Source organism: Sporosarcina sp. Y1004, from assembly GCF_057669665.1.
The window spans coordinates 15,178-27,401 of record NZ_JBYHFQ010000023.1; the positions used below are offsets into that span (position 1 = coordinate 15,178).

The following is a 12,224-nucleotide window of genomic DNA, read 5'->3' on the forward strand; positions in this document are numbered from 1 at the left end:
TCGATAATGAAGTTAAACGTCATACTGTTCATTCTGTTCACGGTTTTTTGATAAAGTATCTTCTTTCCGGGCGCCCGACAGAACCGTATATAAGTTCTGTATATGCCCTTTTTTCCGTAACGAGGTATTCCAAATAACGTCTAGCGGTCGAACGGCTCACGCCGATTTCCGAGCCAAGTGTTTCTGCAGTAATACCGCCATCCATACTTTTAATATGATTCACTACTTTTTCTTTCGTTATGGGATCGATTCCTTTTGGCGGAATGATTTCTGTATTCGATGCTACGGATGTTGTTTTATTCCAAAGGGATTTGATGGAGTCCTCTCGCATAAGCCCTTCACCTGCAAGTGTTTTCCTCTTTTCTTTGTAAGAAAGCAGGCTCTCTTTAAAACGATCGAATGTGAGAGGTTTTAAAATGTAGTCTATCACCCCATGGCGGAATGCCTTTTTCACAATTTCGATTTCTGCCGATGCGGTTATAAAAATGATATCCGTTTCGGGGCTATTTTCATGGATGAATCCCATTAGCTCTGTTCCAAGAGTGTCGGGCAAATAGACGTCCAGTAATACTAAATCTGGCAATAGTGCTGTAATCCAATCTTTCGCTTCGTCGCCGGTATGCGCGGAACCTACGATTGTGAAGCCATCTATTTTCTCAATGAACCGTTTGTGGATGTCTGCAATTCGTATATCGTCTTCAATAATTAAGACTTCAATCAGTTTCGACATACGGAAATCCTCCTTTCGGGATAGAAATGATGAACAATGCTCCGCCTAAATCACCTTTTTCAAGCGTAACGGAACCACCGAGATTCTTCACATTTTCTTCTACTTTCACCAATCCGTATCCGCGGTCTTCCCGATCTTTTGTAGATACCTTTTCCTGAAATAGTACATCCAACACTTCATCGGCTATCCCAAGTCCTGAATCTTCCACTTCAATTAAGATTTCTTCCCCGTTATCCAAGATGAAGATGCGGACCATCCGCTTCTCTTCAGGACAAGATTCCGTTGCTTCGAAGGCGTTTGTAACCAAGTTTCCAATGATCGAAACGAAATGATTTTTTTCCAAGTGTTTTGGGAGACTTTTTAAGAAACTGTCTTCGTCAAGAAGGAAGCGAACTTTCAATTCTTTTGCCCGATTGAAGAAACCGATGACGATTCCACCGAGGAATGGGTCTTGTAAACGTTTTGTTACGAACTGGATAAGTGATTGGTGTTCGGCTGTCTCATCGTGAATCAGGCTTAGCGCCTCGTCATATGAATTGAGTTGAATAAGTCCTGAAATGGTATACAGGAAATTTGTGTATTCATGCGTTTGTGCCCGAAGTGCTTCTGTATAGCGTTTCACTTGTGATAATTCCATTGTAAGTTGGTCGATGTCCGATTGTAATCGGAAAGTTGAGACAGCACCGACGATTTGTTTACCGATGAGAATCGGGTTGCGGTTTACAATCACCTTTTTTCCGTAAATTTCCATCGGTTGATCGAGATGCCTTTCTCCTGTTTCAAGAACCTTTGGAAGGAGAGTGTTTGGAAGAACATCCTGAATTGTTCGACCGATAAGTTCAGCCTGATTGTGCAGGGAAAGCGTATCATAAGCGGCCATATTCACCGTTGTGATGATACCTTTGGCGTCTACCATTATAATTCCTTCGCGCACGGACTCGATAAGTGCATTCCGTTCAGTGAACAAATTTGCTATTTCCGCGGGTTCTAAATTGAAGAGTTCTTTTTTTATATTGCGGGCCAGAACGCTTGAACCAAGGATACCAAGGATAATTGCGATTAGTACGATGTAGAATATGTTATCTACATACTGAAAAAAGATCGAAGAAATATCCTCTCTTAAGAAACCGACGGAGACAATCCCAGTGATCACACCATCCTCGTTAAATACTGGGCTTTTCCCGCGCAGAGCATCCCCAAGAGTTCCGGTCGCCTCAGAAATATAGGATTCACCTAAAAGGAGTGCGCGTTCATTATCATCACCGACCATTTTTTGTCCAATTCTTTCAGCAACAGGATGAGCGTACCGGATGCCTTCGCTGTTTCCAATTACGACATATTCAGCTTCCGTTTTGAGTCGCACCGCTTCTGCAATGGGTTGCAATGCGTCCGTTGGATTAGCCTGTTCAAATGCCGCTCGAACATCGGGTCGATCCGCTGTTGTCCTGGCTATACTCAAGGCCCGGTCTCCAATCTGTTGCTCAATACCTTGCGACATCGTGAAGAAGAAGGAAACGCCGATAATAATTGCAATTACGGAAACAAACAATGCGCCATATGAAAAAATACGTGACTGTAAGGAAGTAGGTAACATGATATTCAACTCCGAATCTTGAAGTAATACATTTCTAAGTGCAGCTAGCAATCTGTTTGAAGCTAGTTGCTGATCAAATGCCACTCTTTATATGCTACACTATTGTCAATTATGGGAATAGGGGGATCCGAATGAAACCAAGAATCTTTATTACAAGAAAGCTGGATGACCGAGTGGTAGCACCGCTCCAGGAGAATTTCGATGTGAGAATGTGGGAATCGGAAAGTGAGAAGGTTCCGCGTGAAATATTATTGAAAGAAGTAGCGGAAGCCGTTGCACTTTGGAGTGTTACAGCGGATTCCATTAATCAGGAAGTATTTGCAGCGGCTCCGAACTTGAAAATCGTTTCAAATATGGCGGTCGGTTACAACAATATTGATATTGAGGCAGCGAAAGAAAAAGGTATTATCGTTACGAATACGCCAGGAGTGTTAACGGAAACGACGGCGGATCTTACATTCGGACTCCTTCTTGCGACAGCGCGGCGTATGATGGAAGCGGAAAGTGCTGTTCGTAAAGGCAATTGGACGTCTTGGTCTCCAATGGGCTATACAGGCATGGATGTCGGCGGAGCGACGCTTGGCATTATTGGCATGGGGCGGATTGGTGAAGCTGTTGCGCGACGGGCGAAGGGATTCGATATGCGTGTCCTATACAATAATCGCAATCGGAAACTTGAAGCGGAAGCGGAGCACGGTTTCGAATTCATGGAGCTGGATGAACTGTTGGCAGAAGCAGACTTCGTTGTCATCCTTACGCCTCTTACTCCTGAAACGGTGGGTCTAATCAATGCGAGAGAGCTAAAGCTTATGAAAAATACAGCAGTTCTCATAAATGTCTCACGAGGTGGAATTGTCGATGAGATAGCTCTATTCGATGCGCTGCAAGAGGGCACAATCTGGGCGGCAGGGCTTGACGTATTCAAAACCGAACCCGTCCCGCTCGATAATCCGCTTCTGACACTTCCGAATGTTACGGTCCTTCCGCACATCGGTAGCGCCAGCATTAAGACACGTCTTGCAATGATGAACTTGAACGCACAGGCGATTACTGCTGTACTTGAAGGGCGAGACCCGGAAAATCGAATTGTTTGATGAAGGATTCGGTTACAACTGTGTCGAATTAATTTAAAGTATATTTCAATTAAAGGAGGGAAAAAGCAATATGAAAGGTGCAGCTATACCTTATTTAACGTTCTATGGAGAAGGAAAAGAAGCGGCTGAATTATATACAAACGTATTGGGGCTTGAGCAAGTCAAAATACAGAAATATTCAGACGCTAATTTCCCGCATCCACCAGAAGCGGCGGATTACCTCCTTCATTGCCATTTGAAACAAGGTGATTTTCAAATCATGCTTGCCGATTCTGCGGACACGCCGATTGAACGCAGCAAACAAGACGTAACATTGCTCATCGACTGTGAAAGTGAGGAAGAGGTGAATCGTCTATATAACGGTCTCCGTGAAGAAGGACAAGTGCTCATGGAACTGCAAGATATGTTCTGGGGCGCGAAGTACGGAAAAGTGAAGGATAAATTTGGTTTTACGTGGGATTTGAACTTTGAGAAAGACAGCTGACTTTTAAAGTAGTCAAACGGAAGGTATCTGAAATCAGCCCCTTCTGTTTTTTATTGTCAAAATGGAAGGAGTGGAATAGGATTTGAAGGACGAAAGTGGTTTGGAAGTAAAGGCCAGGGAGAAGTTAAGGAATGTGGCTTTCGACTATATTGCTAGAGGCGCAGGGGAAGAAGCGACAATGAAGGCAAATAGAGAAGCCTTTAATAAGTGGCAAATCCGTCCCCGTGTGTTGCGAGATGTATCGGAACGCGATTTTTCAATTTCACTATTTGGGCAGAAGATGCAATCCCCTTTACTACTTGCGCCGATTGGTGTGCAGAAAATTGCCCACCCGGAAGGTGAACTTGCTTCAGCAAGGGCGGCCGCTGGTATGGGCATACCTTATATTGTGAGCAGTGCGTCTTCATATTCGATGGATGAAATTGCGAAGGAAATGGGAGATGGACCACGCTGGTTTCAGCTCTATTGTTCGCTTGAAGAAAGCGTGACGGAAAGTCTTGTCAAACGTGCAGAAGCAAATGGTTACTCGGCAATTGTCATAACAGTGGACACCCCGATGCTTGGCGTCCGAGAGACAGATCATATAAATGCCTACTCCCCGCTCAGTGAAGGGAATGGAAGTGGAAATTACATAACGGACCCGGCGTTTTGCAAACTGCTGGACAAGTCCCCGGATGAAGACAAGGAAGCGGCATATGTAAAACAAATTGAAATTATCGACCGCCCGAGTTTGAACTGGGAAGACTTACGAAAAATCCGGAGTTTTACTACGCTGCCTATTTTGCTGAAAGGTATTTTACATCCCGCGGATGCGCAGCTTGCAATGGATTATGGGGTTGACGGGATTATCGTATCCAACCATGGAGGTCGCCAGCTAGATCATTGCATCGCCTCATTGGACGCCCTCAAAGATATCAGTGACGTGGTAAAAGGGCGTATTCCTATATTGTTGGACAGTGGAGTCCGGCGCGGGACGGATGTATTGATAGCCTTGGCACTTGGTGCGGATGCTGTCTTGCTTGGCCGACCGTATATTTATGGGTTGGTAGTTGAAGGGGCAGAAGGGGTTGAGCGTGTTATCGCCCAACTTCTACATGAACTTGACGTGTCGCTGGCACTCACAGGGGCGAAATCCATTGGTGAATTGGATGAGTCAATTCTGGTTAGACGATAAAATGTGAAAAAACGGAAAGTCCTTGGTTGGGGACCTTCCGTTTTTATCTTTATTCAGCAAATGTTTTTGTACTGAAAGCGAAGCGTCAGCTACAGAAGACTCTCACCTCCAAAGGTGGGAGAAGATTGCGGTTTTGTTTTCCTGTTCAGTGGGTGTCCAAGCACCCGCTGAACGAGGAGGAATGAAGTTCAATTCCTCCCCGATAAAGCCTCCGGCGGATGTCACAGATTTTGAAAGGAGTCAATCGAGCAAGCTCGATTCAAAATCTGGACGCAATTACGCCGAGGCGTATTTGATTTATCGGCTTCTAGTTTAGTACGTCACCCAACCAATCACTCTCACTAGTTTGCAAACAATTTAAAGACGCCCAGTGCATCTAGGAAAACAATAATGATTGCGACGGGAGTAAGATATTTTAAAAGGTAGAACCAAATGTTGAAAAAGATCTTCCCAACTTTCGAACCTTGCTTCATTTCGTCAAATAATTCCGTTTTAGATATCTTTAATGGAATGAAGATAGAAATCAGTAATGCACCAAGGGGCATCAATATGTTGCTCGCTGTAAAGTCAACTAAGTCAAATACCGTTTTATCGAAAAATTTCACATCGCTCATTACTCCGTACGATAATGAAGATGGAATACCAACGATGAAAATAGCTATCCCAATAATCCAAGTGAATTTCTTACGTTTAGAAGGATTGTTTTTTGTTAACGTCGCAACGATAATTTCTATCATTGAAAAAGCTGAAGTTAAAGCTGCGAATAGGAACAAAATCAAGAACGCAATGAAAAATAACATACCAAAGGGCATTTGATTGAACACTGCTGGTAAGACTGAAAAGATCAATGTCGGTCCAGCATCTGGTTGCATTCCGAATGAAAATACGCCCGGAAAAATAGCAAGGCCTGCTAACAGAACAACGGCGATATTCATTGAGATGATTGAAATCGCAGAGCTCGGCAGATTTTGTGTTTTAGGAAGGTAAGAAGCATATGTAACCATGACCGATACACCTAAAGAGAGCGTGAAGAAGGCCTGTCCCAAAGCGAATAAAATCGATTCTGAGGTCAGTTTTGAGAAATCGGGAACTAGAAGGAACCTAACACCTTCCATAGCACCGTCTAAGCTGAGAGATCGGATAACGATGATGACAAATAAAATAAGAAGTGTGGGCATCATGAATTTACTTGTCTTCTCTATGCCTTTTTGAACACCTTTGGCTACGACAACAATTGTCAACACTATGAATATCAGTTGACCTGTCAATGTAGAGATAGGCTCCGAAATAATATCGTCGAACAATGGTCCAAATTGATCTGGCGAAAGTCCTGCAAGTTCACCGGTTAGCGCTTTAAATAAGTAGAGGATAATCCATCCTCCAATAACACTGTAAAATGACAACACTAAAAAACAGGTTACAACACCGATAATTCCAGTTATATGCCAACCTGATTGGGGGGCAAACTTTTTATAGGTCGTAATGGCATCGCTTTGGCTTTTACGCCCGAGAATAAATTCCCCGACTAACAGAGGGAAGCCTAATAAAAGTATGAATAACAAAAAGATTAGAAGAAATGCACCGCCTCCGCCTGTTCCGGCTACATAAGGGAATTTCCAAATGGCACCTAAGCCGATAGCGGAACCGGCAGCTGCTAATATAAATCCTATTTTTGATTTCCAATGTTCTTGTTGAGGCATATGGTCAATCCTTTCAATTCTTTACTTTATCATGAAGGTCTTACATTATCATGTTTCGATTAAAGTTGCATAAGATTATTCAAGAAATGCTTATAAAGGCTGAAATCACTTCATTTTAAAAGCATCGCCCTTTCCTACCTTTTTGAAAACTACTTGCCTTCATTATATCTGTCAGACGCTACAAATTCGACTAAACAGTTAGGTTGAAATAAATTCCATCTTTAATCATATCAGTCCGACAGACAGACTTCTGTCTAATATGATTAAAGAAAGAAATAGTCAGAATGCATCTACTAGGGGGAGAATTAAATGATCGGACGAAACGACCTATGTTCTTGTGGTAGTGGCAAGGAATAAAAGAAGTGTTGTGGATCGAAAGTGACAGATCTTGTTGATACGATTGTCAACGAAGAGCTTGACCGCGTGCTCGTCGGTTATTTTAATCATTACCTGAAAGATGATGGCGTTTAGTAAACATAGTTCTGTGATTGAATAAGAATAAAGGGTTGCCTCATCAGTCAAAAATAGACTTTTGAGACAACCCTTTTTGAGTGTCAGCTTATTGCGATGGAGAAGGTTAGATTGAAAACTTTTAAAGAAACTATTTTTTTCCGCCGAGCAAATCGAACAAGCCGCCGGTTATACTGCCTTCACCGACTGATTTTCCACCAGGTATTTGCGGTGCAGCTGCAAAAACACGGCTTGCCAGCCTTGAGAATGGAAGCGATTGAACCCAAACCGTTCCCGGACCACGCAAAGTTGCGAAAAATAGACCTTCGCCGCCGAAAAGTGCCGTTTTTATACCTTTCACCATTTCGATGTTATACCCGACGTCATGTGTCATTGCCACAAGACACCCAGTGTCCACACGTAATACTTCACCTGGGGTAAGTCTTTTCTCGATAATCGTTCCTCCAGCATGAATGAATGTCATGCCATCTCCTTCAAGTTTTTGCATGATAAACCCTTCACCACCGAAGAAGCCAGTACCAAGTTTACGCTGAAATTCAATGCCAACAGATACCCCTTTAGCAGCAGCCAGAAACGCATCTTTTTGACAGATGATTTTGCCGTTATGCTGACTTAGGTCCATCGGAATGATTTTTCCGGGATAGGGAGAGGCAAAGGAAACATGTTTCTTTCCTGAACCGTTATTTGTAAATGTCGTCATAAAAAGACTCTCGCCAGTCAACATCCGCTTTCCGGCCCCCATCAGTTTCCCCATAATCCCTCCGCCTGAAGAACCTGAACCATCACCGAAAATGGTTTCCATATCGATTCCGTCTTCCATCATCATAAGAGCGCCAGCTTCTGCGACTACCGTTTCCTTGGGGTCAAGCTCAACCTCTACAAATTGCATATCGTCGCCATGTATTTTGTAATCGATTTCGTGGTTGTTCATCGCTTCTTATTCCTCCTTTAAAATAAGTTATCTACTACTCAACCATACGGAATAGAGCGAATAAAGTTTCAAAATAGTTAGGAGAAATGTCTAATTAATTGAGCGTGTCTGTGTAACGCCAAACTGTATAGGCTAGTTCATGGGCTTCCGGTTCGTGAGAAGACCCTTTGAAAGCCTCGCGGAATGAGCGAATGACGGATTCTAATACGAATACCCGCGGGCATTCGGAGCGTAGTTCATCCAATAGAAACTCGACATATTGTTTGCCGGCGGGGAGCGTATCATCTTCGAGTAATTCCGAAAAACCTGTAAGGCGTTCGAGCAATTGCTCCTTTGTTTCCGTTTGTTCTTCTACATCACCGCTCAGCTTGAAAAATACATTTTCGGTGAAAAATACATCTTTTGTGCTAATCATGCCGAGGATGATGGAATCGATTCTTCGTATTAAGAAATTCACAAGTTTTGACGTGTCAATCTCCTCTTTGGAAACGGCAGACCATACATGTAGTGTCTGCTGCATCATTCCGAACAGGATGACCGCGCAATCGGCTGCGTAAGGTGCAGCATCCTTGCCATACACATCCACTAGTCTTCTTGTTAACCAAGAAAGTTCAGCTAAAAGCATGTTTTTGATGTGAGTTCTCAGGTCGCTATCGCCTGAATGGAAAACCGCCTCGTAAATTGGTAACAAATTCTGTTCACGATTCACGTGCATGCGAATTAAAATCTGCTCAACCAGAACGTTCTTATCTGATAAATCATGTCCAATAAGTAATTCACGCCTTCTTACAGTTGCTTCGTCGCGTGCATGTCCTAGTATCGCGATAAGGCATTCATTCTTGGATGAAAAGTAATTGTAGAATGTCCCTTTTGAAATACAGGACTCATCTAAAATATCTTGAACAGACGTGGTGGAAAATCCTTTATCTATAAAAAGTCGCTGCGCTGTCAATATAACCTGACGTTTACGGTCGTTGATAATAATCACCTTTATCCTATAGTTGGTTTTCGAAGCTATTCGGCTCATCAGATAAGTGTCTAAAAATTCAAGGTTGATGAACTCTTCATGAAAAGTAAAGTTCGTCTTATACCGTGGGTACACTTATATTTTATCTCTAAAAGGTTGATATATCAACGGAATAAAGTTCTTTTATGTGAAAGCGTTTTCTTGTGTTGCAAGTTTTGGACTATCGGTATAATATGTTTAACATGATGTACTCAGGGTACAAATTTTATACGTTACGTATTAAATTGGAGGAAGTAAGAATGGATATTAATAAAATGCACGAAAAACCGCCTTATGGGATGATAGCGATTTTGTTTATTGGGACATTCGTAGCGTTTCTGAATAATACACTGTTAAATGTTGCTTTGCCAACGATAATGACAGAGTTTAGTGTTAGTCCATCTGAAGTACAATGGCTAACTACAGGTTATATGCTTGTGAACGGTATCATGATTCCGGCTAGTGCTTACTTTGTACAAAAATTTACGAATAGAAAATTATTTTTATCAGCAATGACTCTATTTACAATAGGTACATTGATAGCGGCTATTACGCCGACATTTGGTTTGTTGATAGTTGCCCGCATGATTCAGGCATCTGGATCGGCAATGATGGTGCCTTTACTGATGAATATCATGCTAACGGCATTCCCGGTTGAACGCCGTGGAGCTGCAATGGGTATGTTTGGGCTAGTCATGTTTACGGCGCCTGCAATCGGGCCAACCTTATCAGGATGGGTTGTTGAACATTACACATGGCGTACGCTTTTCTTAATCGTATTGCCTTTTTCGATTGGTACGCTTGTTTATGCGATCTTCAAGTTGCGTAATATTACTCCAAACCGCGATGTTAAGTTGGATGTATTCTCCCTTGTTTTGTCGAGTATCGGTTTTGGAGGCCTGCTTTATGGATTTAGTTCGGCAGGGGATAAAGGATGGTCATCACCAATTGTTTACGGAACGATTATAATTGGGGCATTGTCACTTATTGCATTCGTCGTACGTCAACTCCGTATGGATGAACCGATGTTAGACTTCAAGATTTATAAGTATCCGATGTTCGCACTCTCTTCGGCTATTTCGATAGTCGTGTCAGTGGCCATGTTTTCGGCAATGATTCTTACACCGCTTTACGTACAGAACGTCCGCGGTATCGGTCCTTTTGAAGCGGGCATACTGATGCTCCCGGGTGCAGTTTTAATGGGAATCATGTCACCGATTACGGGTAGGTTATTTGATAAATACGGTGCGCGTGCTATGGCTATCATCGGCCTCACGATTACGATTGTTACGACATTCTTATTAAGTAAACTCGGTTTAGAGTCTGGTTATTATTACATTATGGTAGTCTATACGATTCGCATGCTAGGCATGTCTTTAGTGATGATGCCGGTCATGACGAACGGATTGAATCAGTTGCCGATGATTTCGAATCCGCACGGTACGGCTATGAATAATACGTTACAACAAGTTTCAGGTGCAATTGGTACGGCAATCCTTATGACCATCATGACGAAGAGGATGGAAAGTACGGGTGCAGATTTGGCTGCAGAAGCTGCAGCTTCCGGAAATGCACCGACCACTGCAGAAGGGCTTGCGTTGATGCAACAACAACTTGAAACGACAGCAATGCTTGACGGGATCAATTACGCCTTCTTGGTGTCAACCGTCGTTGCCTTTATTGCATTGCTTCTAACGTTCTTCATAAAAAGGGTTACACCGCCGAAGAAGGATATGTCCTATAAAGAAGCATTGAAAGACCAAAAATAAGCCGTAGATTAATATGTGCTCCGCGTGGGTATTCCTATACCTAAGCGGAGTTTTTGTGTTTCTGGTACAATTAAGAGATAAGTGGGATTTTCTTGAGAAGGATAGTAACCTAAAATGGCTACTGGGCTGGTTGATTGTGGTCCTATAGATTTAGAAAAAGGTGTGAGACGAATGATTGGAAGAAATGATCCGTGCCCATGTGGCAGCGGAAGAAAACATAAAAAGTGTTGTTCAGGGAAAAATGAAGTTTCTCTAGAGGTGCTTATTGATGAGGAACTTGAGCGCATTGTCTTTGGTGCATATGAACAGGCAACAAGTCCGGCAGATATGGCAGAGTTTGAAAACCACAAAAGACTGTGGAATAGTAAGCTCGGTAAGCTGATGGCCAAGGATGACATTGATGAGACGGTTAGTGAATACTTCCTATTTATTGCACGTCGTGATCTCTGGAAGCGTCATCTCCTTAAAGTGATGAATAGTCCGGTGCGAGAGTCGGTTCGATCCGTTTTGGAATTATGGAAAGATCCTTTTGTCCTGTTTGGTAAAGTGAAAGAGGACCGGGAAGGGTATATTGTTGTCGAAGAAGTACTAGGTAACAGCACATTCAAACTGGAAAAGAATCAAGGCATGCAAGTGGAAGACCATTCATTCATTTTTGGCGTCGTGTTGCCTGACAATCGCGATCCGGAAAATGATATTTATGTGATCTCATCTTTAATGTTCATTAAGGATCTGAATGGTTCAATTGAAAAGCAGCTAGTTGAACTCGCGGAGTCTAGCGGATTTGAAAAGAGCCTTGAGTTCTATAAAGAGCATATGACGGATATCTATGAAATTCTATTGGCTAGAGATTCCCGTACAATTAACGAACTGATAGAACATGACTTTACTCCAGTGCAGCAAGAGGTCATTGAGATTCTGGATACTGTACTTGAACAGAGAAATAGTTCTCAAGATGCACGTGATCTACTGAAGAATATTGCAGTTACATACTTCTTGAAGGAAAAGCCTAATTTCAGAAAAGCAGGAGTAATCGCTGCAGCAGTATACTTCGTTACGGTCGATTTAGGGATAATGGATGAGGTAGCTTTGACGAATGCAGAAATTGCTAAGCTGTTTGGTGTGTCGACTAGTTCTATGACCAAACACGCGGACAATATTCGTGAATTTGTTCTTGATATGTACGAGAGAAGCCAGGAAAAGGTTATGGAATAATCTAGTTCTTAGCATCAATAGCACTTAGGATGAATAGGATGGAAGTGGATTAACCC

The 12,224-nt window shown here is 42.6% G+C and carries 11 protein-coding genes; 6 read left to right on the plus strand and 5 right to left on the minus strand.

Translation table 11 applies throughout. The annotated features are described in order from the left end of the window. Positions 1–37: 37 nt before the first annotated feature. The gene (locus AC25Y6_RS14555) at positions 38–730 is read right to left on the minus strand and encodes a response regulator (RefSeq protein ID WP_488143534.1); all 693 of its coding nucleotides are present in this window, start codon (positions 728–730) and stop codon (positions 38–40) included. Then, positions 714–2,324: an ATP-binding protein gene (locus AC25Y6_RS14560; protein ID WP_488143559.1), complete on the minus strand. Its 1,611-nt coding sequence runs from the start codon at positions 2,322–2,324 to the stop codon at positions 714–716. Before AC25Y6_RS14560 ends, AC25Y6_RS14555 begins: the two co-directional genes overlap by 17 nt. Positions 2,325–2,455: 131 nt before the next feature. Between AC25Y6_RS14560 and AC25Y6_RS14565 the strand changes: the two genes are divergently transcribed. The 3 genes from AC25Y6_RS14565 (at position 2,456) to AC25Y6_RS14575 (ending at position 5,076) form a co-directional block, all read left to right on the plus strand. Next, a complete protein-coding gene (locus tag AC25Y6_RS14565) occupies positions 2,456–3,418 on the plus strand; it encodes a 2-hydroxyacid dehydrogenase (protein ID WP_488143535.1) in 963 nt (320 codons plus the stop codon). A 70-nt stretch (positions 3,419–3,488) separates the two neighbouring features. After that, positions 3,489–3,902: a VOC family protein gene (locus AC25Y6_RS14570; protein ID WP_488143536.1), complete on the plus strand. Its 414-nt coding sequence runs from the start codon at positions 3,489–3,491 to the stop codon at positions 3,900–3,902. 82 nt (positions 3,903–3,984) lie between these two features. Beyond that, positions 3,985–5,076 (plus strand): alpha-hydroxy-acid oxidizing protein, encoded by a 1,092-nt coding sequence (locus AC25Y6_RS14575; RefSeq protein WP_488143537.1) that lies wholly within the window; start codon positions 3,985–3,987, stop codon positions 5,074–5,076. A gap of 341 nt (positions 5,077–5,417) precedes the next feature. On the opposite strand, the gene AC25Y6_RS14580 is transcribed toward AC25Y6_RS14575, so the two are convergent. After that, the gene (locus AC25Y6_RS14580; protein ID WP_482105656.1) at positions 5,418–6,776 is read right to left on the minus strand and encodes a sodium-dependent transporter; all 1,359 of its coding nucleotides are present in this window, start codon (positions 6,774–6,776) and stop codon (positions 5,418–5,420) included. A gap of 309 nt (positions 6,777–7,085) precedes the next feature. On the opposite strand from AC25Y6_RS14580, the gene AC25Y6_RS14585 reads away from it, so the two are divergent. Beyond that, positions 7,086–7,133 carry an SEC-C metal-binding domain-containing protein gene (locus AC25Y6_RS14585; protein WP_482101409.1) on the plus strand — a complete coding sequence of 16 codons (48 nt, stop codon included), beginning with the start codon at positions 7,086–7,088 and terminating at the stop codon, positions 7,131–7,133. A 244-nt stretch (positions 7,134–7,377) separates the two neighbouring features. On the opposite strand, the gene AC25Y6_RS14590 is transcribed toward AC25Y6_RS14585, so the two are convergent. After that, positions 7,378–8,178, minus strand: a complete 801-nt coding sequence (locus AC25Y6_RS14590) for a TIGR00266 family protein (protein ID WP_488143538.1) — start codon at positions 8,176–8,178, stop codon at positions 7,378–7,380. Positions 8,179–8,272: 94 nt separating this feature from the next. Next, positions 8,273–9,166 carry a TetR/AcrR family transcriptional regulator gene (locus AC25Y6_RS14595; RefSeq protein ID WP_482105658.1) on the minus strand — a complete coding sequence of 298 codons (894 nt, stop codon included), beginning with the start codon at positions 9,164–9,166 and terminating at the stop codon, positions 8,273–8,275. Positions 9,167–9,444: 278 nt separating this feature from the next. Between AC25Y6_RS14595 and AC25Y6_RS14600 the strand changes: the two genes are divergently transcribed. After that, the gene (locus AC25Y6_RS14600) at positions 9,445–10,953 is read left to right on the plus strand and encodes a DHA2 family efflux MFS transporter permease subunit (RefSeq protein ID WP_488143539.1); all 1,509 of its coding nucleotides are present in this window, start codon (positions 9,445–9,447) and stop codon (positions 10,951–10,953) included. A 114-nt stretch (positions 10,954–11,067) separates the two neighbouring features. Further along, the gene (locus AC25Y6_RS14605) at positions 11,068–12,168 is read left to right on the plus strand and encodes an SEC-C metal-binding domain-containing protein (protein WP_488143540.1); all 1,101 of its coding nucleotides are present in this window, start codon (positions 11,068–11,070) and stop codon (positions 12,166–12,168) included. Positions 12,169–12,224: the final 56 nt, after the last annotated feature.

Excerpts from the sequence above, each read along its gene's own strand:
- AC25Y6_RS14555 (WP_488143534.1), bottom strand. The coding sequence starts at position 730 with ATGTCGAAACTGATTGAAGTCTTAATTATTGAAGACGATATACGAATT.
- AC25Y6_RS14605 (WP_488143540.1), top strand. The coding sequence starts at position 11,068 with ATGGCTACTGGGCTGGTTGATTGTGGTCCTATAGATTTAGAAAAAGGT.
- AC25Y6_RS14580 (WP_482105656.1), bottom strand. The coding sequence starts at position 6,776 with ATGCCTCAACAAGAACATTGGAAATCAAAAATAGGATTTATATTAGCA.
- AC25Y6_RS14590 (WP_488143538.1), bottom strand. The coding sequence starts at position 8,178 with ATGAACAACCACGAAATCGATTACAAAATACATGGCGACGATATGCAA.
- AC25Y6_RS14565 (WP_488143535.1), top strand. The coding sequence starts at position 2,456 with ATGAAACCAAGAATCTTTATTACAAGAAAGCTGGATGACCGAGTGGTA.
- AC25Y6_RS14560 (WP_488143559.1), bottom strand. The coding sequence starts at position 2,324 with ATGTTACCTACTTCCTTACAGTCACGTATTTTTTCATATGGCGCATTG.
- AC25Y6_RS14570 (WP_488143536.1), top strand. The coding sequence starts at position 3,489 with ATGAAAGGTGCAGCTATACCTTATTTAACGTTCTATGGAGAAGGAAAA.
- AC25Y6_RS14600 (WP_488143539.1), top strand. The coding sequence starts at position 9,445 with ATGGATATTAATAAAATGCACGAAAAACCGCCTTATGGGATGATAGCG.